We start from the raw sequence: 22390 nt of genomic DNA on the forward strand, positions 1-22390 counted from the left end.
TCTCACGCGATGCCGACTTTTGGGCGGCCCGCGCCGCGGGCCCCCGCCGGGGGCGCCGGGGGGGGGGCGCCGGCCCCGAACCCCCGGGCCGCCCCCGCCGCGGCACGCGACGGCCCTGCATCCTGGACAGGCCGGGCGTGTCGGACCGGGGCGTCCACCGGCGGCGGACGCGTACGGCTCAGAGCCCGACGACCTTGGCGCTCGCCGACAGCTCGTAGACCAGGGTGACCGTGCGGTGCCCGCCGGGCGGGAGCGTGACATCCCAACGGGCGATGCCCTCGGCGTCGACCGTGTCGGGCTCAGGGGAGCAGGACTCCTTCCGCACGCGCATCTCCACGGCCGAGACCTCGGAGACCGGCAGCCGCTCCCGAACGGTGACCACCTGGTCGCCCCGCTCCTCGGGAGCGGAGAACCGGGACAGGTGCAGTCGGACCGTGCGGGTGATGACGGTCCGCTGGGAGATTCCGGCGGTGTCCCGGGTCTCCTCGGCGTGCCGGACCACCCGGTGGTCGTCGCAGCTACCGAAGGCGAGCTCGACGGGGGCGCCGTGTGCGGTGAAGTCCAGCGTGCCGCGGCCCGCGAATCCACTGTCGCGCACCAGGTCCACGGGCCCGGCGAGCAACGCGTGCCCTGCCAGGTTGTCGAACCGTACGACACGGGTGACCAGGGGGGACAGCTCGGGCGCGCAAGCGTACTCGCTGCGCGCGGCCGTGGTGAAGGCGGACAGCGGCACACGGTGCGCGCGGCCGTCAGAAGGTACCGAAACCGGCGTGGAGGGCCGCAACACCCGTGCCTCGCCGCCGTCGTCCACCCCCGGCAGACCGATGACCGGCGCCGGCCCCAAGGTTGCGATCTCCTCCTCACGCAGCTCGACGCCGACCGTGCGGCGCTCCTCGGCGGAACGGTCCGTGAGCGTCAGACGATCCTCTTCGAGGCGCGGCGGTTCGGTGGCGAGTGCGGAACGGGCCGTCGACAGTGTGAGGCGTACGTCCGACCAGTCCTCGCCGGTGCGCTGCCAGACCACCGCGTCCGTCTCCAGGGCCAACGAGCCACCGTCGAGCACCGCCCGGTAGGCGGGCCGCCACAGCGCACACGAGATGAGGTGACTCAGGCGCAGCCCGACCGGACCTGGCACCGCCGCTTCCACGGTCAGTTCGATATGGCCGACGAGCTCGGCCGGCTCCTCCTCGGACGCGTGCATGGCCTGCTCGGCCTGTCCGAGCTCGTCGGCGAGTGTGGTCAGCCGGGCCTCCACGGTACGCAGCTGTTCGCCGCACGAGGCACGTTCGCCGTCGACCCGGTCCAGCTCAGCGCCCCATCGGGGCGTGTCCGTCTCCCCGTAGCCGGCACCCTCGCCGATCTCCCGCAGCAGATCCGCGGCAAGACGGCCGAGGAGATCCCGGCGGGCGTGCAGCCGGTCGCGCCGCTGCTCCAGCGTGAGTTGCTCGCCCTCGATGGCGTGTATGCGTCGGCGCAGAGCGGAGTCGTCTTCGGCGGGCGGCAGGGGATCGCGCGGTATCCAACTGCGGACGATCCGTACGTCGAGCACGTTCGCCGAGTGATCGGCGGACAGCTCGGCATGGACGGTCCGGTCGACGGCCAGTGCGCTGACGGGGCCGAGGCGCAGCCGCTGGACACCCGCCTCCAGGTCGAGCACCACGGCACGCTCGATGTGGGCCCGATCCTCCAGGCAGGTCACAGCGGTCACGGGCAGGGCGTTCGTGCTGGAAGCCGAGGCCGAAGCCGAGTGTGGGGGTTTGGTCATGTCGGTGTCAGCTCCTCCGGTTGCCGCCGACGAGAGATTTGCCTGCCGGCATACGGATCTCGTAGCCGCCTTCGAGCAGGGCGGTACCACCGGCGGGCAGCTCCACCCGCCAGACGCGGGCGCCCGGGGCATGGCTGTCGGGCCCCGGGCCGTCCTCGGCCACAGCCCAGTCGGCCCGCTCCTCGATCCTGACATCCGGATCGGAGGTGACGGGCACCCGCTCGCGCACCTCCAGGGTGACGGGCCCGGTGAGGCGGTTGGCCAGCTCCACGTGGACGCGGTGGTCGAGCACCGTGGTGCTGTTGCGCAGACCCGAGGCGGACTCACGAAGGTTCGTACGGCGGGTGACCTGGACGCCCTCCGCGGGGCCGAGCCCGACCCTGCGGACTGCGCCGGGGGCGAGCGTGGGCAGCGCGGCGGTCAGCAGGAACTCACCGTCGACGCTGACCTCCACCGGGCCGGCGAGGAGAGCCTGGCTCGTGGCGTTGGAGAGCACCGAGGTCGCGTACACGGTCTGCTCCACGGACGGTACGCAGAGGTACTCGGTGCGCACCCCCACGGCGATCTCGCCGACGGTGACGGTGTGCCAGGTGCCGTCCGACGGAATGTCGGCGCGGGCGGCGGTGTCGAAGCGGTGGTCGAAGGAACCTGCCGACTCCCGTGGCCGCACGGCATGCCCGGGCAGCGGAAGCGCGGCCACCGATTCTGCGCGGCGGCGGTGTTCGGCCGCCACCGGATCGAAGGGGGAGCCGGGGAACAGCCTCCCCCTGCGACTGTCCTGCTCGCCGGGGCCGCACAGGACGAGGGCGGCGTAGTCGAGCTCGGCGCCGCTCGGCTGCGGTGGACCGGCCGCAGGGACCGGAGGCGGTGCGGCTCCGCCGGGGGCGGCAGGGGGCGGCCCGGCCTCCGGACTCGGCCCGGCGCTCCTGCGCGCCCGTCCCGGCTGTGCGGGCGGAACAGCCGCCCCGCCGTAGGCCTGCGGCGCGGGCGGTGGTGGTGCCGGGAGTCCGGCCGGGGCGGCCACGGGCGCCGGCGTCGTGGAGGGGCGAGGACGCGCGGCGTCGTATCCGGCGAACAGCTCGGCCAGACCGCGCGGGGGTTCGCGCCAGCCGGACGGCGCGGGGGCGGGCTGACCGCGGCCGATCCGGATCGAGCGGAGCTTCGGCAGCTCGGTCCCGCGCCGTAGATCGGCGGTGGCGAGGCCGACGGACACGCCGGACCAGTCCTCGCCGGTGCGCTGGGCCACCGCGGCACGCAGCACCAGACGGCCGTCGGGCTCGCCCTGACGGTAGGCGAGCCGGTACACCGGCGCCCAGACGGCGCCCGGCACCCCGTATTCGAGTTCAAGCTCCCCCTCGGCGTCAGGGGCGTCCACGCCGGAGGCATCGATGGTCAGGACGGCCGAGACCGTGGTGTCGACGTGTTCCGACGGTGCGTCGGTGGAGGCGCGAGCGAGCGTGTCCAGGGCGACGGCGAGCTCGTGCTCGGCACGGCTCAGCGCCTCCTCCAGCTCGACGAGGCGGGTGTGCAGACCCGCCAGCCGCTCGTCCACGAAGCCGGCGAGCTCCAGCCACGCATCGACCGGGGTGCGGCGGTGCCCGTCCTCGCGTCGACGGCCCGGCGTGACGGGACGCAGAGCCCTGACCTCTTCGATGAGGCTCAGCTGGTGGTCGCGGCGGCCCTGCGCGGCCGTGCGCTCCTCACGCAGCCGCTCGACCCTGCTCCGCAGCCCGTCGGACGTGGAGGTCCCGAGCGGCTCGGCCTCGACCTCCACCCGGGCTTCGCCGACGCGCACCCCGCGGCCCCCAGGAACGCGGGCCCGCAGGGACCCCGGATCCAGGGACCGGGGCAGTCCGGTCACCCGGACCCTGCCGTCCGAGGGCACAAGGCCACGGGCCAGGCGACGGCAGAGCGCGCCCTGCTCGTGGACCACCACCGAGTCGAGAGTCGACTCCCACCTCTGCGCTGTCCCGCCCGTCATACGTTCCGCCCCCCGTCGGTGCCGGGTCGAGTGTATGCCTGGGCCTCAACCGAGGGGCCAGGCCTCGATGTCCCGGTAGTGGATCGGTCCACGACCGCGGCCGGCGTTGCTGCCGACCAGGTGCAGACGTTCGGCGGGCCACCGGCGGCCGGTGAATCCTGCCAGCCCTTCGGCGATCTCCGCCGCCGAGGTCAGGTCACCGCGGCGGACACGCGCCAAGGTCAGATGGGGGCACAGCGGCCGGCCCTCCAGGGCGACACCGCAGCTCTTGACCGCGGTACGCACGTCGGCGGCGAGCATATGCAGTGCGTCGAGGTCTCCGTCGATCCCGCTCCACAGCACCCTGTCGTCGAAGGTGCCGCTGCCGCGCAGGGCCAGGCGCGGCGGCTGGTGATCCGCAGCGAGGGCCGCGAGCGGCCGGCGCAGGAGCGGAACGGTCTCGGCAGGAAGCTCCCCGAGGAACGCCAGGGTGATGTGCCAGTCCTCGATACGGTTCCACCGCACATGAGGGTGTGTGTCGTACGCCGGGCGCAGCTCCCCGGCCAGTTCGTCCTTGGCGTCGTCGGGCGGGGCGAGGGCGATGAACACGCGAACGGTCGCGGGCTGGGTCTGTTCGTTCACACAGGACTTCGTACAGCATCCCCTCGGCCGGGCCGGGACCGGGTGCGCGGTGGAGGGGGTGCGCCCCCGCGGCGAACGCGGGGGCGTCTTCGCCGGCTGGATCAGCTCGGATTGTCGCCGTGGGTCAGTGTCTCCCAGGCCACGAAGAGGTTGTTGCTGCCGGACGGGCGGTTCTGCTCGGTCAGCCGCTGGGTGTTGGTCATCGCGGTGCCGAGACGGTTGTGGAGGGCGTTGTACCCGACCTCGGTGACGGGACCGAGGCCCGTGTTCACCGATCCGCCGCACAGCCAGTCCGGCACCGGCTCGCCGAGCTCGTACGTCGACTGGAAACCGAGCGCCTGCCGCAGCCGCTCGCCGACGTCCGTGCCGTAGAGGTCCTCGCCCTGGATCCAGCTGGTCTCCGCGATGTGGGCGATGGCCGAGATGCCGTAACCGGTGTGCGTGAAGTCGCGGCAGGTCTCCTGGGTGAGCCCGGTGACGAAAGTGGACTGCCCCTGCCAGTAGTTCACGATCTTCTCGGTGGTGTCGAGGTTCTGGCTCGGCACGGTCTTCGGCACCGCGCCGTCGGATTTGAGATAGACGTACGCGGCCGTGCGTGTCCGGAACGTCGCCATGGCCTTGTCGTAGGACGTCCTGTCGTCGAGGAAGACGGAGATGCCGACGGCGGCCTCCATCATGGACAGCTCCCAGTTGCCGTTGGAGTTGGAGCCGTTGATGATCTCGGGCAGGTAGACCTCGCGCAACATGTCCGCGAAGCGTTCCGATCCCTGCCAGGTGCCCGTGTAGGTGTGCTTGATGATCTCGGCCGCCTTCGGCCAGGAGGATCCGGCCCAGCCGGTCTGCAACGGGGCGTTGCTGTTGGTGTGCTCCTTGATCACCGCCGACCAGGCGTCCATCAGCTCGATCGACTTCTTCGCGTACTGCTCATCGCGCGTGATGTACCAGGCGAGGGCGTTGGTGTACGCGGCTATCGCGTCCTCGCGTTCGTCCGTGCAGCCGTAGTTCGGGTCCGAGTAGGAGCCGCACTCGACGGTCGCACGGGGCTTGGCGGTACGGCCCTGATCGGCGTACCTGCTCGACATCATCTGGTCGTACGCGCCCTTCCAGGGCTGCTCACCGGCGTTGACCTTCTCGCGGGTGAAGTCCAGCTGTCCCTGGGAGACGGTCACTCCCGGGTGGGCGAAGGCGGCGGGAGCCGCGTCGGCGCGTTGGGCCGCGCCGGGAAGGGAGAGGAAGCCGGCCACCAGAGCGGCGGTCGCGGCGGCGGCCGTGACCAGGAGCGCTGGGCGCCGTCCGGGGCGGTGGCGTGCGGGGACGTCTGGCATGTGGGGGCCATCCATTCGTGTATGTGAACGATGCACTGGATGCTGAACGCGCGCGCTGATCGGTGACCATAGGTACAGACCAGAGCTCCGTCAAGGCTCAGCTCAGGATCTGCGGCTCAACCGCCGTTCACAGATGAGAACTTGACCGGGGTTCAAGAGCTCTCGGCCCCTGATCACCCTTCGGGGGAGGTGACCTCACCGGGGCGGACGTCGTTGAGCCGGTGACCGATATCCGACGGCTGGCTCGGGGGACCCTGGTGACGGCTCGACAGAAGTTCTCCTGGGCGCGCCCCCTGCTCCGGTGCGGCGCGGCGACGTGCCTCCTCCTCGTGCTGAGTGGCTGTGCCGGCAGCGGTGAGAGGGACGCGAAGTCTCCGGAGACGGAGGCCGAGGCCGAGGTGCTCGACGCGTACGGCGCGATGTGGGCGGAGCAGACGAAGGCGTACCGCGTCGCGTCGACGCGGGAGACCGACCTCCAGCGGTACCTGGCGCCGGCCGAACTGCGCACCATCGAGACGGATATGGCCCGCATGACCGAGGAACGCACCGTGATGCGCGGTGACCTCGGGCACGAGCCGGAGATCAGCGCGCTCGCGGTCGGCACTCAGCCGTACACGGCGACGGTGCGGGACTGTGTGGACAGTTCGAGATGGCAGATCCTCGACACGACCACAGGGTGGCGGCTCCCGCCACCGGCCGACCAGGAGGTCAGGTACGTGGTCACGGCGAGGATGGAGCGCGGGGAGCGGTGGACGGTCACGGAGTACACCGAGGACAGAACCCACGGGTGCTAACCGCGCCCTGCCTTCGCCTCGGAGCGCTCGGCGACGGGCACGTCCAGGGGGCGGGCGAGCCCGACGACCCCTTCGTCGAGACGCTGCAGGTGACGCAGCACGCGGAAGGTCACCGTGCCGGAGGGCTCCGTGCCCGAGCCGTCGTCGCGCAGGGTCGAGGCGATACTGGCACCGGACTCGACCTTGCCCCGTGCCCCCTCGTCCTCCACATACGCGGCGAGCACCTCGATGTTGTGGGCGATGCGCTGCCCGGCCCGGTGGAGCCGGGGGTCGGCCGCGACGGTCCTGCTGTGCGGCACGAGCTCGGCCGTCGCCGCGAGCGAACGGGCGTGGTACGCGCACGTCTCCAGCAACGCCACCAGATAACGGACGGTGCGACGCCGACCGCGCTGCGGGGCGATCGGATACGTCAACGGGCTGGTCGAATCCCGCAGCTCGTCCAGGGCCGCGTCCAGGCCACGCGCCTTGCCGAGCAGATCGGAAGCGGGCCCGCCGCTGAGCTGCTCCACCGCGGCGGACGCGACATCGCCCAGCCGCTCAAGGACCGTCCCCAGCAGTTCGTCGGTGCGACGGTCGGTGCGCACCGGCAGCACCAGGACGGCCGCGACGACACCGCACGCGGCGCCGATCGCCGTCTCCTCGATGCGCAGCACCAACACGTCGAAGCTGTACGAGTTCAGCAAGGTGTACAGCAGGCCCAGCATGGCCGTGACGAAGAAGGACATGACGGCGTACGAAAGCGGCGCGCTGAAGAACATCGCGAAGATGAGGACAAGGACCAGCGCGAACGAGACCCAGGTACTGTCACCGACCAGACCCGCCAGAGCGACACCGGCGACCGCGCCCAGCAGAGTGCCCAGGAGCCGACGGTATCCCTTGACCAGGATCTCACCGGTGGAAGCGGTGTTGAGGAAGACCACCCAGCAGGTGAGAACAGCCCAGTACCAGCGGTCGGAGGAGAGGAACTCACCGCCGATCATGGCCAGTACCGAGCCCACCGACACCTGGAAGGCCGCCCTCGTGGTGGGACGCTGCAGCCCTGCACGATCCTCGCCCTTGTCCTCGGACGACTCGGTGGGGGCCAGAGCGATGTCCTCCGCGTCGAACTCCTCCCGGGAACGGATGGTGGCCTGGGAGTCGTCGGACTCGTCCTGGGGCCCGCCCAGCGCGAGCCGTAGCCCCAGCACGGACCTGGCGGCCTCGCCGATGCCACGAAAGGCGTCCTGGATGCCCGACGGCGCGGACGGCAGCCTCTCCTCCTCGCGGTAGCCGAGCAGCCTGTTGCGCACGTGGGCCACGGCCGTGCCGCCGTCACGCGACGGCGGCCTGCTCACCAGCAGGTGCAGAGCCTTCAGGTCCCGGCGCAGGGCGATGGTGGCGTCGTCGTCGGCCGGCCTCCAGTCCCCGGTGAGCGGCACGGGCGCATGCGGCAGATGAAGGGTCAGGGTGTCCGCCCGCTCGACACTGCGGGCGTTCAGCAGCAGCATCCCCAGCCGCTCCGTGGCGATCTCGGCATCCGCGACCCGGCGTTGCAGCAGCGATGCCTTGTCCGCGTCCTGCGTGCCCTCCTCCAGACGGTCCTGGATCATCAGGGCCGTTTCATGCAGCCGCGCGGTGCGCTGGCGCATGTCGTCGAGAACCTTCTCCAGTTGCTCGGGGCCGGCGTCGAGCAGCTCGATCTGCATGGACACGAGCTGAGCCAGTCGCGTGCGGAAGGCATCGCGCTGTCGTGTCAGGACACGTTGGGGCGTTTCCGGAACGATGGCGAACCGCACCACCGCGCTGCAGGCGAATCCGACGGTCAGTGACAGATGGAGCGCCGGCAGAGCGTCCGTCGCGGCGCCGACGAACAGGGCGAGGAAGTAGACCTGGAAGCCGATGAGGCCAAGTGCCGTGCCACGCTCGCCGAACCGCCGGCAGTAGACGGCACCGAAGATGAGGACGACGAAGAACAGGTCGCCCGCGATGATCTGTGAGGTCAGCAGCGCGCCCAGTGATATCGCGACGAGCGCCACAGGCAGTCCGAGGGCAAGCGTGACCGCCTGGTCGCGCACCAGCTTGTCCTTGATCGCGAACGTGGCCGTCATCGCCGTCATCGCACCGGCCACCATGTGACTGACCCCGGTGTCGAGCAGGGCCAGAACCACCAGCGCGAGTGCGATCGCCGAGACGGTCCGCAGCCCCGCTGTGAGCCGCAACAGCCCAGGATCGGACGCCGCGAACCGGTCCCACACCCTTGCCGCGCCCCGCCGCACTGCCCTCACCCTGCGCTTTCCTCCGCCACCCGCCGTGCCCCACGTGCTGTTCAGCATCGCACGGCGCGGAACCCGAGGACGAATGACTGCCGGGTCCGTGACACGGCACGCGCATCCCCAGGTCCGGCCGGCGCGTCAGCCGTCGCCGGCCCGGCCGCCTCAGGACTCCCGCGCAGGTGCAGGCAGCGGTGCGCCGAACCACCTGCTCAGCGCGGTCCGCAGACCGTTGACGTCGTCGGGCCCGTAACCGGTCCACGCGACATGGCAGTCGGGACGCAGCAGCAGCCCGGTCGCGGTCGTGCCCTCGGACTTGCCGCTCACCACGTCCACCCGGTCACGCCAGGGCCCCGCGGCCTCGGCCAAGTCGCCGCCGAGGTCGAGCAGCAGGGGCCGCGCCGTCGTCGTCAGCTCGGCCAGCCGACGCGTACCGTCTACGGTCCGCACCTCGAGGTCGGGAGCGAAGCCCTCCGTGGTGCCGGCGAGCAGGTGGGCGATCCGCTGGGTGCCGCCGGGAGATGCGAGCAGCTCACCGAAGACGCTCCGCAGGGCGGTGACTTCCGGGCCGGGACGCATCAGCGCCGACTGGGCCAGGGTCGACGCCACGACACGCTCCGCGATGGGACGGCGTTCCTCGTCGTAGGTGTCCAGCAGGCCCTCCGGGGCCCACCCCTGCACGGTGCCGGCCAGCTTCCAGCCGAGGTTGACCGCATCCTGCAGGCCCAGGTTGAGGCCAGGGCCTCCGATCGCCGAGTGCACGTGGGCCGCATCGCCCAGCAGCAGGACCCGGCCGTCCCGGTAGCGCTCGGCCAGCCGGGTGTTGCCGCCCGTGAGGCGGCGCAGCAGATGCGGCCCGTCGCCCTCCGGCGGACGTACCGGGACAGGCACGCCCAGCACGCGTTCGGCGCTCGCCAGCATCTCCTCGAAGGTCATCGGCGCGCCGTCCTCGTCCGACGCACCGACTTCGGTGGTGTGAAGTGCGGGCGGGCGGCCGGGAAGCGAGGCCCACACGATCGTCCCGCGCTCCGTGCGCACGTACAGCAGGGCCGGCAGGCTGCCGTAACCGGGGACCATCAGGTCGCCGTTCGGGGCCAGGTACCCGGGCGCCACCGACACGTTCGCCGAACGGGAGACGAAGTCGTCGTCCGTCACACCGGGGAAGCCGATGCCGGACAGGCGCCGCACCGTGCTGCGTCCGCCGTCCGCCCCCACCAGGTAACGGGCGGTGAGAGTCTCACCGCTGCCCAGGGTGATGCGGACGACGTCGTCGGTCTGGTCCACATCGGCCACTTCCTGCCCCATGCGCAGAAGAACACCCAGCTCCACGGCGCGTTCGGCAAGGACCCTTTCGATCTGCTCCTGCGGCGCCGGGAGCAGACTCACGGGGTTGTCCGCGATGTCCGAGAGATCCAGCGTGAACGCACCGAACATGTAACGCGGCGCGGGCCGGGGCGGGTCGGCGGATCCGCTGATGCGGGCGTAGAGGCCACGGCGGTCGAGCATGCGGACGATCTGACCGACCAGGCCGTTCGCACGGGGCTCGGTCTTCGGGCCGGTGAGCCGCTCGATCACGACCGGACGCACCCCGGCCAACGCCAACTCGCATGCGAGCATCAGCCCGTTCGGGCCACCGCCGACGATTACCACGTCCAACATGAGAATCCTCCTGTCCGGAGAGATGAAGAGGGCGCAGCCAGGGGACATGGCCGCGTGACGCCTGCGCGAGGTGGGCGCGGGCTAAGGGGTGGGCAATCCGGCGGCCAGCATCTTCAGGGCCCTGGACAGCAGGACCTCCATCGGCTGCTCCGCGCCGTCCTGTACATGCAGTTCGATCGCGACGCTGTTGGTCGCCATCACGTTCGCGGCCACCAGCCGGGGATAGAGGTCGGACTCGGAATCGGTGCCTGTGCGGTCGGCGACCGCCGAGGCCAGCTCCTTCTCCGCGATCTTGCTCGCTCGGAGCATCTCGGCCTCCAGCGCGGGCTCGGCCAGCATCACCCTCAGACCGGCCGCCCACTCGGCGGGCTCCTGCGGCGGCATGTGCCGCACCTCCGGTCCCGGCTCCAACTGCCGCAGCACCGCTCGGGTGATCGCCTCCCACAAGGGCTCACCGGGAGGTCCGTGACGCAGCTCGGCTGCGACCCGCAGTGAGCGCTCAAGGTGCCGGAACGCGATCGCCTCGGCCTTGCTGGAGAAGTAGTTGTTGAACGTACGCGACGACACGCCGACCGCCTCGGCGATGTCCTCGACCTTGACCGCGTTGAACCCGCGCTCGACCGTAAGCCTGATCGCGGCCCAGCTCAGAGCTGCCCGCGTGGCTTCCTTCTTTCGTTCCCGAAGACCACTCACGCATCCAGGGTAGCAAAAAATGCGTGCCACGAACTATTTCGTGCCACGCATAAATTAATCGGCGATCGGTGCTCGGGGGTTTCAGCCCGGAGTGCCGTGGTGGTCACGCACCGTTCCGGCGCCCGGCCACCACGTCATCGTCGAGAGGGATGCCGAGCCGGTACGCCACGGCGCTGAGGGTCGCTCCCAGCGGGAGCGCGACGCGGGTGACGGCGTGCCTGTCGCCACGGGTCGGATCCTGGTTGACGATCAGCACAGGCTTTTTGGCCTCGGCCGCCTGGCGGACGAACCGGAGCCCGGACAGCACGGTCAACGAAGAGCCAAGGACCAGCAGCGAGGTCGCCTCACGAACCAGTTCACGGCAGTGCTCGACCCGCTGCGGGGGCACGGATTCGCCGAAGAACACCACGTCCGGTTTGAGGATGCCGCCGCAGACCGTACAGGGCACCACGCGGAAGTCCCCGACCTGTTCGTCGGTGAGGTCGGCGTCACCGTCCGGGTTGATCTCGGTGGCCACCGGTGCGAAGCCCGCATTGGCCTCATCGAGCCGCACGGCGAGTTCGCGGCGCGGGCTGAAGGTGCCGCACGAAAGACAGACGACCCGGTCCAGACTTCCGTGGAGTTCCACGACAGCCTCGCTGCCGGCGGCCTGGTGCAGGCTGTCGACGTTCTGCGTGATCACACCCGAGAGCCGCCCATGCCGCCCGAACGCGGCCACGGCCCGGTGCCCGTCGTTGGGCCGCGCACGCCCGAAGGTGCGCCAGCCGAGATGACTGCGCGCCCAGTACCGGCGCCGCGCCTGGGCGTCGGCGGTGAACTCCTGGTAGGTCATCGGGGTGTGCCGGCTCAGGCTCCCGCCCTCGCCCCGGTAATCGGGGATGCCCGACTCCGTGGAGATTCCCGCCCCGCTGAGCACCAGCACGCCGCCGACGCTCAACGCGTCGGTGACAGGTCCCGGGTCCGTGGTGCCGGGCGGCAGGTCATCGCCGGGGGTCCAGCTCAGAGTAGGGCGCATACGCATGCCACCAGGGTACGGAACAGGTCACGGCACCCCGATCGCCCTTTGTCGAGGCGACACGGTGAGCCCGTTTCCCAGCAGGGCCGGTGTGGCGCTCAAGCGCATCACGACTAAGCTAAACCTAACCTAATTACGGTGTCCCTGGTTGAGGAGTGGTTCTTCGATGTCCCCAGCGCCCGCAGCTCGCGAAGTGCCACCGCAGCGACCCATGTTCGTGACCGTCGCCGAGGTGCGCCGGATCGCGCCCCGCATGGTCCGGATCACCCTGGCCGGGGACGACGTGGTCGACTTCCACCACGCCGGAGCCGACCACCTGGTGCGGCTGTTCCTGCCGGTCGGGGACGATCTGCAGCTGCCGACCGGCGCGGACTGGTGGGCCGAGCTGCAGGCGATGCCGGCCGATCGCCGCCCTGTGGTCCGCAACTACACGGTTCGCCGTATCGACCACGCCCGGCACCGGCTGGACGTCGACTTCGCACTGCACGGGGACAGCGGTCCGGCGTCGGCCTGGGCCGGCGCCGCCGAGCCGGGTGACCGGATCGGAATCCTCAGCGACGGTGCCCGGTACCAGCCGGGCGACGCGGACTGGCAGCTGCTGATCGGCGACGAGACGGCCCTGCCCGCCATCGCGTGCATGCTCGAAGGTGCCCGCACCCCCGTGCACACACTGCTCGAGGTCAAGGACGAACAGGACGAGCTGGACCTGGCCGGCGAGGCGACCTGGCTGTACCGCTTGGGCTCTCCCGGTACCCGGGCCGTGGAGGCACTGCGCGCTCTGCCCTTCCCGCCCGGCACCCCGTACGTCTGGGTGGCGGGCGAATCCGCCCTGGCCACGTCCGTGCGGCGTTATCTGGTGAACGAGCGAGGTATCGACAAGCAGCAGATCTACTTCTGCGGCTACTGGCGCGGTACGCCGTCCACCACCCCGGCGGCCACCGAAAAGAAGCGGGAACCGGCACACGCCTGATCCGGGGCGCGACACGTGGCGGATCGAGTGCGAGGGGGCGGCCGGGCAGGAATGTGGTGAATGTGACCGAACCCCCGTCACATCGCCGGGGCTGCGCCTACTGTTCGGGGCGGTGGTGGCGCTGGTTCCACCCACTCACCAGGCTGGTCTGGCCTCCGGTCGCTCGGCGGGCGAGACGGCCTGCTGTATCAGCTCACCGCCCATCAGGCCGTCGCCGGGTGCGGTACGGACACCGGGCCGGACGGACGCCGCACCTGGGCGGTCATCGGTTTCTGAGCGGTCCGGTCCAGCTGGGTTACGGCGGGGGATCTTTTTCCTTGCCGGGGGGTTACGGAGGCAACCCCTCAGGAGCGCTGACCGTCATGCACGGTATGAAAATCTCACTTTTCATTCATAACGGGTATGGGATAGGGGGGACGATTACCACGACGTTCAACCTGGCGGGGGCGCTGGCGGCTCGGCACGATGTGGAGATTGTTTCGGTATTCCGGCATCGGGAGCAGCCGAATCTCGTGCTTGACCCCCGGGTGCGGTTGAGGGCGTTGGTGGACCTTCGGCGGGAGAAGAACGATCCGCGTCATCTGGCCCCGGCGAGGGTCTTCCCATCGTCCGAGTACCGCTTCGGCCAGTACAGTGCGCTGACCGACGAGCGTATCGGTGAGGCCCTGGCGTCGATCGACGCCGACGTTGTCGTGGGTACCCGCCCGGGGCTCAACGTCCATGTGGCGCTTCAGGCTCCCGCACGGGTGGTGCGTGTCGGGCAGGAGCACCTCACGCTGAACAATCATCCGCCACGTCTGCGCAATGTGCTGCGCCGGACGTATCGGCGTCTGGACGCGGTCACCACCGTCACGGAGGCAGACGCGGCTGTCTACCGGCGCAGGATGCGACTGCCGGGTGTACAGGTACGGGCGCTGCCCAACAGTGTTCCGACTCCGGCCCTCGCCCCGGCGGGGGGCGACGAGCGTGTGGTGGTCGCCGCTGGACGGCTGGTGCCGGTGAAGCGTTTCGATCTGTTGATCGAGGCGTTCGCCCTGGTGGCCGCTGAGCGTCCTGACTGGACCCTGCGCATCTATGGCAAGGGTGAGGAGCGGGAGCGGCTCCGTGGGCTCATCGACCGACTGGGGCTGTACAACAACGTGTTCCTGATGGGTGCGGTCACCCCGATGGAAGCGGAGTGGGTCAAGGGCTCGATCGGTGCGGCGACGTCCAGTTTCGAGCCGTTCGGTATGACCATCGTCGAGGCGATGCGGTGTGGACTGCCTGTCGTGAGCACCGACTGCGCGTACGGCCCGGGCGAGATCATCTCTCCGGGCGAGGACGGCCGACTGGTTCCGGTCGGCAACCGGGAGGCGTTGGCCGGGGCCCTGCTGGATCTTGTGCGCGACGACGAACTGCGCCGACGTATGGGGCGTGCCGCCCTGGAGAATTCTCAGCGCTACGCCCTCGCTCCCGTGGTGGCCCAGGCAGAGGGCTTGTTCGAGGAACTGTTGGCAGCCCGGAGCGGTGGCGGGACGTCGGCGGGTGGGGCGGACAGCGGTTTGGTGAGCGGTGGTTACGCGGCCAGGGACGTGGCGCTTGTCGCGGCGAGCAGTGTGGTGCGGGCCGTGCGGAAGGTGCGGGGATGAGCGGCAGCAGTGAGGGCGTGACGGGTGTGGTGGAAAGGCCGCGGGCGGATGTGACGGTGCGCGGGGACGGACGGCTGACGGTAGGCGTGCGGCTCGCACTGGCTGCAGGGGCGAGTCCCCAGCTGGTGTTTCAGCGGCGTCCGAAGAAGGGGCAGCCGCAGGAGACCGGCCGTGTCGTCGCGCTGGAGTCAGCGGGCGAGGACCGGTGGCAGGCCGTCCTGGACGCGGCTCCGGCCTTCGAGGAAGGCCGCTGGGACGCCTATGTCGTGGGCGTACCGGGGGAGGAGCGTACGGCGCTGCTGCCCGGACTGCGTGATCTGCGCGAGTTGGTGTCCGGCGGCGGGACCGCGCCGCTGGCGATCCGGATCCCTTACGTCACCAAGGACGGCCGCCTTGCTGTACGCGCCTGGCAGCGGGCGACGCACGCGGAGGCCGGCCGGATCGTGCTCGGGGACGACTCGATGACGGTGACGGCGCGTCTGTTCGGCGCCCGGCTGGGAGAGGGGGCGGCGGTATCGCTGGTCCGTCGAGGCCAGGCCTCCGCCGTACGGAAGGCGGCGCTGCGCGCCGAGGACGGCCAGGACTTCTCCTTCACGATCGACTGCCGGGAGCTCGCCCCGGCAAGCGGGGAGCCGGTGGTCTGGGACATGTTCGTGCACCCGGCCACGGACGCGCCGCGGATTCGGGTGGCCAGGCTGCTGGATGACGTCGCGGACCGCAAGGGGGTCTTCGTCTATCCGGCGGTCGTGCTCGGCGGGGTGTCGGCGCGTCCGTACTACACGGTCGACAACGACCTGTCCGTGGAGGTCACTTCGTCCGGCACCGGGTGAAGGCGGCCGGCCGGAGGTACGCCGTGGACGCCGCCGGCCGCGCAATGGCACGCCGGAAACCCCGCGACGTCGGCGATCATCCCAGGGATACTGGTCGCTCATGGATGAGGTCGAAGTCGTCGTCGCCCATTCCGAGCGCGCGACCCTGCGCGTCGGCGACGTGTTTCTGAAGGTGGACGCCGATCAGGCGCGTATGGACGTCGAGGTCGAAGCGATGTCCCTCGCGCCGGTCCCGACGCCTGAGGTCCTGTGGCGCAAACCTCCCGTGCTCGCGATCGCCGCGCTCCCGGGGGCGACGCTCGGGCGCCTCGGCGGGCCGTCGACCGGGACACCGGCGGCGTGGGCCGCGGCGGGCGCGGCCATCCGGAAGCTGCACGACGCACCGCTGCCGCCCCGGCCCGGCAGGGCCGGCCGGAGCAGCGTCGCGCTGGCGGCGGAACTCGACGACGAGTGCGAGTCGCTCGTGAGGAACGGCCTCCTGCCCTCCGACCTGGTCACCCGCAACCGTCGGGTCGCCGAGGGCGCGTTCCGGCCGTGGGCCCCGGTGTTCACGCACGGCGACCTGCAGATCGCACATGTCTTCGTCGACGGCGACGAGGTCACGGGCATCATCGACTGGTCCGAGGCGGGCCAGGGCGATGCCCTGTACGACCTCGCCACCTTCACGCTCGGACACGAGGAGCACCTCGACGACGTCATCGCCGGCTATGGCACCGGTATAGACGTCGACCTCGACGTGATCCACGCGTGGTGGTCGCTGCGAGGCCTGCTGGCAGTTCGCTGGCTGATCGAGCACGGCTTCGACCCGTTCGCGCCGGGCTGTGAGGTCGACGTGCTGAGATCCAGGATGTGAGGGGCGGGCTGGCCATCCACGGGTCGTGAGACCAGCGTGCTCACGCCGGCAACCGTGATCATCGCATTCACCGGGGACGGCGCATCAGGCACGGATCCTTGGCGCGAACCGCGGGATACGGCTGACGCGGCTTCCCCGTCCACGGACCAGACCAACCGAGGCACTGAGCCAATCGGCCGAGATGAGCTGAGACGGGGGCAGATCGCTTGAGACGGGACACGCCCAAACGTCGATGGCACGGGACAGATTTCCCGTGTCACCGAACTTTGAGCGCGTGCCATCGACGTTTGCATGGCGTGCATCACTGTGGATCAGGTGCGTCGTGCGAGGAACACGAGCTCCCTGCCCGGCCTGTCAGGCGCACCGCGCACGTCTTGCACCACGTAGCCGTGGGCGGCCAGTTCCGTCTCGACCGCGTTGCGCTCTCGGAAGCGCAGCGTCGAGTCCGAAGTCAGTACCTGTCCGTCCGCGGCGAATGCGTAGGTCCAGCGGAAGGTCACCAGGGGCCAGCTCACGTCGATGAGCTGGACCCAGCTTTCGACGGAGCCGGCGCCTGGGATCTCCGTCACGCGGCAGGAGTTCTCGCGGGTCCACTCCTCCCAGGCTCGTCCGGCCGGATCCCGGGTCTCGAAGACCAGGTGCCCGCCGGGCCGTAGTGCCTCGTAGGCTCCCTGCAGCGTCCTCTGCCAGGTGTCCGGCTCAGCGATCGCCTGGGCGACGTTCGCTGTCATCGTCGCGAGGTCGACCTGCAGGGGCGGGAGGGCTGTGGCGTCACCGCAGATCCAGCGCACTCGTTCGCTGCCCGGTTTGGCCCGGGCGACGTCCACGGATGCCTGGGCCGGATCGATGCCGACGACTTCGATCGCGCGGTCGGCCAGGAGAAGTGCGAATACCCCGGTGCCGCAGCCGATATCCAGAACTTGGCGCGCCCCGAACTCTTCCGCCATCCGGAGGTAGGGATCGAGATCGCTGCGGTCGGGGTCGAGCCGATCATAGATCGCGGCGAGTCGTGGATGTCCGAAGCAGTCGTCAGCCATGCGGTCGAACGTATGCAGAGCCGACCTCGAAGAGCTACTGAGTTTCGCCGGACCCGGCTGGCTGGGGTTCTCGGGTTCTCGGGCCAGGGCGATGCAGAGCGCTGTGATGGTGGTCAGGGAGATCCAGGACGCGGTTGTGCGGTGCTCAGGCCGCGTGAGTAGTGGGTCCTGAGCCTTCGGAAGTTGACCCCGCCATCAAGGCCCGTGCGGGGGTCGGGATCCGCGTACCCCTCCGCGAGCCGGCCCGTCGTCACCCCTCCGAACACCCGCGCTCCGTGCTGATCAGGCTTCGGTGGCACAGGACAAGTGTCCTGGAGCCCGAGGGAGACGTCACCCTTCGCGTGCAATCCGTACGCAATACATACGGCAAACATACGTGCATCGTACGTTCTGTGAGGTAGGTTGTTGTTGTTGTTCAGGAGGTGTTCCATGTCCGAGTTGTTCGACGCGGTCGACGCCCTGGTCGCGTCCCGCTCCTCGCTCCCGCCGCCGGTGGAGCGTAAGCGGCTGCGGGCCGCGCACGGCCTGACCATCGAAGAAGTGGCCACTGCGCTGAAGGTGCGCCGGGCCACGGTGTCCGGCTGGGAAGCTGGCAAGACCGAGCCTCGCCCGCCGGAGCGCGACGCCTACGCCCGGCTGTTGGACAAGCTCGCGGAGCTCTACCCCGCTCCAGCCGACACGGCCGCACCCGTTCCGGACACCGTAGCGCCGGCCACGTTCACCACCGTTCCCGCTCCGGCGGAAGCGCCCGCGTTGTCCACAGGCCCGGCGCCCAAGACTGCGGTCATGACTGAAACCGACCACAGCCAACCCCCTACCCCTGCTTCCGTATCCGCCGCGTCGCCAGCCGCGCCGCGCACGGCGCCCACCACCAGGCCGATGACATCACCGACGTCGCGTGGTCCGGCTGCGAAGAGGGCGGACCCGGCCGTGACCTCGGCGAGCGAGACGGGCTCCCGGTTCGAGAACGGTCCGCTGGCGGTCGTGGATGTCGAAGACGGCCAGGTGCTGGCGTACTGCGTCGGCGGCCTGGTCCTGGACGTGCCCGCCAAGTCCATCCCGGCCCTGGTGGACTGGACACTGCGTGAGGCGAAGCTGGGCGCGCCGAAGCTGTCCGGGCCGGGCAAGGACGCCGACCCGTTGCTCGTGCTCACCGAAGCCGCCCTGGAGCGCTACGGCCTCCCGGCCACCCTCGCAGAGGAGGAACGCCTCGCCGGGCGCCTGCCGGAGGACCACAAGGTCATCAAGCAGCTGGTCCGCGCGGAGTGGCAGCTGACCAAGCGAGGGTTCGGGCCGTGGGCACGGATCTACCGTCCGGCCACCGGCTCGGAGCGGGCCTGTGTGCAGCTGTGCGTCCCGTCCTGGCAGGCATTGGACACGCGGCACTGGGGAGAGGCCGGGCAGCTCCCCCCGGCGGAACTCGCCCGTGTCCTGGGCGTGTACGCATCCCGGGTGATGACGCCGCGCGGGTCCACGGCCGTGACCGGCCTGGAGCTGATGACCGCCCTCCACCCGGCAACCCGGGCCTCCGAGCCCGACGCCGACGGCAAGCGGCACTCCGAGCACAACCCCGGCTCGCTGGGCAAGAACCCCGTGGACTGCGCGCCGTGCGAGGCCCCGGACGGGCACCCGGTCCTCGCGGACCTGCCCCGGTTCCATGTGCGAGGCCCGGCGGAGAAGTTGTTCGAGGAGGCGTACGACTGGGCGCGGCCGATGACGGACGCCGAATGCCTGCGTCGTCACCTGGTCGGTGTCGACGTGAACATGGCCTTCGCGGCGGGCGCCAACGGGCTGCCCGTCGGCCTCGGAGCGCCGACACACGTCACCGACCCGCTCTTCGACCCGAAGCTGCCCGGGTCGTGGCTGGTCGACCTGAGCCATATCGACCTGTCCAAGGTGAAGGTCGGCAAGGAGCGGGTCGAGCTCGACGGCAGCCTGCTGCCCAGCCCGTTCACCCCCAGCGGCAAGTCCCCCGAGGGCCCGGCCTGGTATGCGACGCCCACCATCGCCTACGCCCAGGAGCTCGGCTACGAGGTGCACCCGACCGAGGCCTGGGTGCGGCGCGAGAACGGCCGCTACCTGGACGGCTGGTACAACCGGCTGCGCGACGCCTACCTCGCCACGATGGCCGGCCTCGGCGCCGACGCCGACCTGGCTCCGGAGGACTTCCTCACCGCGATGGATGGCTACAAGGGCCGTGACCCGGAGCTCGCGATCGTCGTCTCCGCCATCAAGGCGACGGTGAAGGGCGGCCTGGGCAAGCTCCGCGAGCGGCCCCGGGGCGAGAACTGGCGGCCGGGCGAGCCGTGGCGCGCGCTGTCCCGCCCGACATGGCGCCCCGACATCCGAGCGGCGGTCATCTCCCGCACCCGGATCAACCTCCACCGCAAGATCGTGAAGCACGCGGCGTTCACCGGTCAGTACCCCATCGCGATCCTGTCCGACTGCGTCGTCTACGCGGCCGACGGGCCCTCGCCGCTGGACTTCCTGCCCTACCGTGAAGGCAAGCCCCTGCCCGGCGGCTTCAAACTCGGCATCAACCCCGGTCTGGTCAAGCACGAAGGCACCCAGTCCGTGCTGTGGGGCGAAGAGATCCGCGAGCGGTTCAACGCCCCGGAGCTCAACCTCGCCCGGTACATCAAGGACGGCACCGTCACCGACGTCGACAACGGCGAATAGGGAGCAGGCAGGCGATGAGCATGTTCGGGGACGGCCTGGACGCCGCGGTGCAGAAGGCGTTCACCCGCCCGGCACCCAAGAACGCTGGTCCACAGATGCGGTACCTGGTCAAGCAGTTGGGCGGCACCAAGCCCGTCGCCCAACTGCTGCGCGTCTCCCAGCGCACCGTCGAACGGTACGTGAAGGACCAGATCAAGAAGCCTCGTCCGGGCCTTGCGGCCGGCCTGGAGCGGGAGGTGACCAAGCGGTGGCAGCCCCAGATCCGGGCCAAGGCCCGCCAGAAGGCGGCCAGCACGGACGGCATCGTCATCGACACCCGCGCCCGCATGGGCTACACCGCACCGATCGGCTCGACGGACCAGGACCGCATCCGGCACCTGACGGTCGCCCTGCCCCCGCAGTACGCCGCCCGTCTGTTCGACGCCCAGGAAGCCGGCGCCGGCGACGCCCAGTTGCAGGAGATCGCCGCCGAAGCGCTCAAAGACGTGTACTTCCAGGACGCCGGCCGCCGCGCCGGGAGCCTGGAGGAGGTCCGCTTCACGGACATCGAGCACTTGGAGTTCGGCCTGTAGCAGCCGCGCCGACACGGACGAAGGCGCCAAACCGTGATCCGGCTACCCGACCGCAGGTCTCGCTGAAGTGGACCTGTGTCCGAGTGGCACCAAAATTCGAACATGCGATCTAATTGGGGGATGGAGAGCTTCCCCTTCCCCGACGACCTCGTACGAGCCCAGCGGGAGTGGCACGACACCTACCGTGCGCTCGCCCTCCCGCGCCCGCGCCGTGCCACCGAGCTGCGCCGCCGTCTGCTCGCCCTGTCCGCCCGGATCCACTGGCACCCCTTCTGGTCCACCCCGCCCGGCCGCACGCCTGCGGCCCGGGTGGACCTGCGGCAGCGGACCGGTGGCGGTCGGCACGCGGAGGGCGCGGCGTGATCGGGCCGCCGACTCGACGCGGCCCCGAGGTATGGCCATGTCTGACAGCGCCCCGCTCTGCGGGAGCATCGGCGACCTGGAGAGGAACCGGGTGCTCCTGGACTGGTTGCGCCGGCAGGTCGGACAGACCGAGCGCCGCATCCGCGCATTGGTGATCAGGGAAGCGCGGGAGCGGAAGCGACGGGAGCGGGCCCAGAGATGTTGTGCTGGTCGCTCTGGCGGAACCGGACATCGAGCCGTGCCAGGTCTGCCGACCGGGCACCGGACTGCTGCACTGAACCGACACCACCGGCCGCGCCCTGCCACGGCCTATGCCGCCGCGTATGTATGCGCCCGCCCGCCCCGCCACTCCACCCACTCCGGCCGGTCCAGCAACTGCTCCGCGTCCGGCAGCCCCGCCCGGCGCAGAAATTCGGCGACGTCCTGGTCCTCGTAGGCGAGTCCGGCGATCTGCCCACGGATGGTGACACGGCGCCCGCCGGTGGGGGAGGGGCGGTGAATGACTATCGGCGCGCTCATCTCTTCAGGGTGCGGCTTCACGCCGGTCACGGCACGCCGGGTGGGCTCCCCGGAGTCGCGTCCTGCGGCGGGTCGTCGTACGCAGGGAAGATGAGCGAGGAACAGGCGTCGTGGGATCCGGGCGAGGTTGTGCCGGAGAGCGGGATCCACGAGTGCGACTGCGGTGCCGGCCACCACTGGAGTACGGACGTGAAGGGGCACCGGTTCCCGCCCCTGCCGGCAGGCTGCTCCGGGGCCGCGTGGAGGCTTCGGACGGACGCGCACCCCGACTCTCCTGACCCAGGTACCTGGCTGCCTTGGAAGTCACCGCGTCTGGAACAGCCGCACCTCACTGGAGCGGTTCCGGTTGCCCCTGTCCTCGTCGCGGAGATCAGCGCCGACGTGTCACAGGACCGCGGAGTGTGGCGTCACCCGCTGCGCTGAGAACAGCTCCGCCCGGTGGAGACGGTGTCGGTGGGTGCGGTGCACGTGACGGGTCTTGGCTGGGGCGTTGTAAGTGCAGGCGCCGGGACCGATGTGCCACGGGGTGCATCGCCAATGACGGTCACCGTGCGGGGGAGTGGCTCTACAGCCAGTGCCTCCACCCGAACGCCTGCGCCCCTCCCAGCAGCGACTGGTGCGGGCGACTACGGCTCCCCGCCACGTCCAGCCCGCCATCACGCAGAACAGGACAGCCGTCGGCGGCAAGTAGGACGGGCGGGACCCATCGCGCGACGTCGCCGCGGGGTGGCTGCTGACCGGTCCGGTGGCCGACTTGGACGAGCCGCGCCCAGTTCACCGGCACCTCGATGGCGATCACCACCCAGATCAAGACCCGCAGCTCTCGTAACGCGCCTC

General features: G+C 70.5%; 19 protein-coding genes. 9 read left to right on the forward strand and 10 right to left on the reverse strand.

The annotated features are described in order from the left end of the window. Positions 1 to 178: 178 nt before the first annotated feature. The 4 genes from AB0C75_RS34375 to AB0C75_RS34390 all read right to left on the reverse strand — a co-directional run bounded on the left by AB0C75_RS34375 (position 179) and on the right by AB0C75_RS34390 (position 5692). The gene (locus AB0C75_RS34375) at positions 179 to 1765 is read right to left on the reverse strand and encodes a mucoidy inhibitor MuiA family protein (RefSeq protein ID WP_362896206.1); all 1587 of its coding nucleotides are present in this window, start codon (positions 1763 to 1765) and stop codon (positions 179 to 181) included. 7 nt (positions 1766 to 1772) lie between these two features. Beyond that, positions 1773 to 3746: a DUF4139 domain-containing protein gene (locus tag AB0C75_RS34380; RefSeq protein WP_362896208.1), complete on the reverse strand. Its 1974-nt coding sequence runs from the start codon at positions 3744 to 3746 to the stop codon at positions 1773 to 1775. A 45-nt stretch (positions 3747 to 3791) separates the two neighbouring features. Continuing rightward, positions 3792 to 4367 carry an RNA 2',3'-cyclic phosphodiesterase gene (thpR, locus tag AB0C75_RS34385; RefSeq protein ID WP_362896210.1) on the reverse strand — a complete coding sequence of 192 codons (576 nt, stop codon included), beginning with the start codon at positions 4365 to 4367 and terminating at the stop codon, positions 3792 to 3794. 101 nt (positions 4368 to 4468) lie between these two features. Continuing rightward, a complete protein-coding gene (locus tag AB0C75_RS34390) occupies positions 4469 to 5692 on the reverse strand; it encodes an alginate lyase family protein (protein WP_362896212.1) in 1224 nt (407 codons plus the stop codon). 257 nt (positions 5693 to 5949) lie between these two features. Here AB0C75_RS34390 and AB0C75_RS34395 point away from each other — a divergent pair, with 257 nt between their 5' ends. Further along, the gene (locus AB0C75_RS34395; RefSeq protein WP_362896214.1) at positions 5950 to 6486 is read left to right on the forward strand and encodes a secreted protein/lipoprotein; all 537 of its coding nucleotides are present in this window, start codon (positions 5950 to 5952) and stop codon (positions 6484 to 6486) included. Here the strand turns inward: AB0C75_RS34395 and AB0C75_RS34400 are convergent. The 4 genes from AB0C75_RS34400 to AB0C75_RS34415 form a co-directional block, all read right to left on the reverse strand. Further along, positions 6483 to 8798, reverse strand: a complete 2316-nt coding sequence (locus AB0C75_RS34400; protein WP_362896216.1) for an FUSC family protein — start codon at positions 8796 to 8798, stop codon at positions 6483 to 6485. The genes AB0C75_RS34395 and AB0C75_RS34400 overlap by 4 nt on opposite strands. A 102-nt stretch (positions 8799 to 8900) precedes the next feature. Then, complete coding sequence (locus AB0C75_RS34405; RefSeq protein ID WP_362896218.1) at positions 8901 to 10394, reverse strand: FAD-dependent monooxygenase; 1494 nt, start codon at positions 10392 to 10394, stop codon at positions 8901 to 8903. Positions 10395 to 10475: 81 nt separating this feature from the next. After that, positions 10476 to 11087 (reverse strand): TetR family transcriptional regulator, encoded by a 612-nt coding sequence (locus AB0C75_RS34410; RefSeq protein ID WP_362896220.1) that lies wholly within the window; start codon positions 11085 to 11087, stop codon positions 10476 to 10478. Positions 11088 to 11190: 103 nt separating this feature from the next. Beyond that, entirely contained in the window at positions 11191 to 12108 is a 918-nt protein-coding gene (locus AB0C75_RS34415; protein WP_362896222.1) for an NAD-dependent protein deacetylase, read from the reverse strand. A gap of 205 nt (positions 12109 to 12313) precedes the next feature. On the opposite strand from AB0C75_RS34415, the gene AB0C75_RS34420 reads away from it, so the two are divergent. The 4 genes from AB0C75_RS34420 (at position 12314) to AB0C75_RS34435 (ending at position 16383) form a co-directional block, all read left to right on the forward strand. Continuing rightward, the gene (locus tag AB0C75_RS34420) at positions 12314 to 13072 is read left to right on the forward strand and encodes a siderophore-interacting protein (RefSeq protein ID WP_362896224.1); all 759 of its coding nucleotides are present in this window, start codon (positions 12314 to 12316) and stop codon (positions 13070 to 13072) included. Between the two features lie 371 nt (positions 13073 to 13443). Beyond that, the gene (locus AB0C75_RS34425; RefSeq protein WP_362896264.1) at positions 13444 to 14700 is read left to right on the forward strand and encodes a glycosyltransferase family 4 protein; all 1257 of its coding nucleotides are present in this window, start codon (positions 13444 to 13446) and stop codon (positions 14698 to 14700) included. Then, positions 14697 to 15530, forward strand: coding sequence for a hypothetical protein (locus AB0C75_RS34430; protein WP_362896226.1), 834 nt, complete (start codon positions 14697 to 14699; stop codon positions 15528 to 15530). The genes AB0C75_RS34425 and AB0C75_RS34430 overlap by 4 nt, the downstream gene beginning before the upstream one ends. Before the next feature lie 100 nt (positions 15531 to 15630). Next, a complete protein-coding gene (locus tag AB0C75_RS34435; protein ID WP_362896228.1) occupies positions 15631 to 16383 on the forward strand; it encodes a phosphotransferase in 753 nt (250 codons plus the stop codon). 311 nt (positions 16384 to 16694) lie between these two features. On the opposite strand, the gene AB0C75_RS34440 is transcribed toward AB0C75_RS34435, so the two are convergent. Further along, positions 16695 to 17420: a class I SAM-dependent methyltransferase gene (locus AB0C75_RS34440; RefSeq protein WP_362896230.1), complete on the reverse strand. Its 726-nt coding sequence runs from the start codon at positions 17418 to 17420 to the stop codon at positions 16695 to 16697. Between the two features lie 429 nt (positions 17421 to 17849). Here AB0C75_RS34440 and AB0C75_RS34445 point away from each other — a divergent pair, with 429 nt between their 5' ends. The 4 genes from AB0C75_RS34445 (at position 17850) to AB0C75_RS34460 (ending at position 21312) form a co-directional block, all read left to right on the forward strand. Beyond that, entirely contained in the window at positions 17850 to 20099 is a 2250-nt protein-coding gene (locus tag AB0C75_RS34445; RefSeq protein WP_362896232.1) for a helix-turn-helix domain-containing protein, read from the forward strand. A 14-nt stretch (positions 20100 to 20113) separates the two neighbouring features. Continuing rightward, positions 20114 to 20671 carry an XRE family transcriptional regulator gene (locus AB0C75_RS34450; RefSeq protein ID WP_362896234.1) on the forward strand — a complete coding sequence of 186 codons (558 nt, stop codon included), beginning with the start codon at positions 20114 to 20116 and terminating at the stop codon, positions 20669 to 20671. A gap of 120 nt (positions 20672 to 20791) precedes the next feature. Continuing rightward, positions 20792 to 21034 (forward strand): hypothetical protein, encoded by a 243-nt coding sequence (locus AB0C75_RS34455; protein WP_362896266.1) that lies wholly within the window; start codon positions 20792 to 20794, stop codon positions 21032 to 21034. A 203-nt stretch (positions 21035 to 21237) separates the two neighbouring features. Next, entirely contained in the window at positions 21238 to 21312 is a 75-nt protein-coding gene (locus AB0C75_RS34460; RefSeq protein ID WP_362896268.1) for a hypothetical protein, read from the forward strand. Positions 21313 to 21343: 31 nt separating this feature from the next. Here the strand turns inward: AB0C75_RS34460 and AB0C75_RS34465 are convergent, their stop codons facing one another. Further along, positions 21344 to 21553, reverse strand: a complete 210-nt coding sequence (locus tag AB0C75_RS34465) for a hypothetical protein (RefSeq protein WP_362896236.1) — start codon at positions 21551 to 21553, stop codon at positions 21344 to 21346. Between the last annotated feature and the right edge of the window lie 837 nt (positions 21554 to 22390).

This window comes from Streptomyces sp. NPDC048565 (assembly GCF_040650935.1).
Taxonomy (GTDB): Bacteria; Actinomycetota; Actinomycetes; order Streptomycetales; family Streptomycetaceae; genus Streptomyces.

What these genes read in the sequence shown, in the direction of transcription:
- AB0C75_RS34400 (WP_362896216.1), bottom strand. Translation starts at nt 8,798, where the DNA reads ATGCTGAACAGCACGTGGGGCACGGCGGGTGGCGGAGGAAAGCGCAGG.
- AB0C75_RS34435 (WP_362896228.1), top strand. Translation starts at nt 15,631, where the DNA reads ATGGATGAGGTCGAAGTCGTCGTCGCCCATTCCGAGCGCGCGACCCTG.
- AB0C75_RS34445 (WP_362896232.1), top strand. Translation starts at nt 17,850, where the DNA reads ATGTCCGAGTTGTTCGACGCGGTCGACGCCCTGGTCGCGTCCCGCTCC.
- AB0C75_RS34390 (WP_362896212.1), bottom strand. Translation starts at nt 5,692, where the DNA reads ATGCCAGACGTCCCCGCACGCCACCGCCCCGGACGGCGCCCAGCGCTC.
- AB0C75_RS34430 (WP_362896226.1), top strand. Translation starts at nt 14,697, where the DNA reads ATGAGCGGCAGCAGTGAGGGCGTGACGGGTGTGGTGGAAAGGCCGCGG.
- AB0C75_RS34375 (WP_362896206.1), bottom strand. Translation starts at nt 1,765, where the DNA reads ATGACCAAACCCCCACACTCGGCTTCGGCCTCGGCTTCCAGCACGAAC.
- AB0C75_RS34425 (WP_362896264.1), top strand. Translation starts at nt 13,444, where the DNA reads ATGAAAATCTCACTTTTCATTCATAACGGGTATGGGATAGGGGGGACG.
- AB0C75_RS34405 (WP_362896218.1), bottom strand. Translation starts at nt 10,394, where the DNA reads ATGTTGGACGTGGTAATCGTCGGCGGTGGCCCGAACGGGCTGATGCTC.
- AB0C75_RS34415 (WP_362896222.1), bottom strand. Translation starts at nt 12,108, where the DNA reads ATGCGTATGCGCCCTACTCTGAGCTGGACCCCCGGCGATGACCTGCCG.
- AB0C75_RS34465 (WP_362896236.1), bottom strand. Translation starts at nt 21,553, where the DNA reads ATGAGCGCGCCGATAGTCATTCACCGCCCCTCCCCCACCGGCGGGCGC.
- AB0C75_RS34420 (WP_362896224.1), top strand. Translation starts at nt 12,314, where the DNA reads ATGTTCGTGACCGTCGCCGAGGTGCGCCGGATCGCGCCCCGCATGGTC.
- AB0C75_RS34380 (WP_362896208.1), bottom strand. Translation starts at nt 3,746, where the DNA reads ATGACGGGCGGGACAGCGCAGAGGTGGGAGTCGACTCTCGACTCGGTG.
- AB0C75_RS34450 (WP_362896234.1), top strand. Translation starts at nt 20,114, where the DNA reads ATGAGCATGTTCGGGGACGGCCTGGACGCCGCGGTGCAGAAGGCGTTC.
- AB0C75_RS34440 (WP_362896230.1), bottom strand. Translation starts at nt 17,420, where the DNA reads ATGGCTGACGACTGCTTCGGACATCCACGACTCGCCGCGATCTATGAT.
- AB0C75_RS34455 (WP_362896266.1), top strand. Translation starts at nt 20,792, where the DNA reads ATGGAGAGCTTCCCCTTCCCCGACGACCTCGTACGAGCCCAGCGGGAG.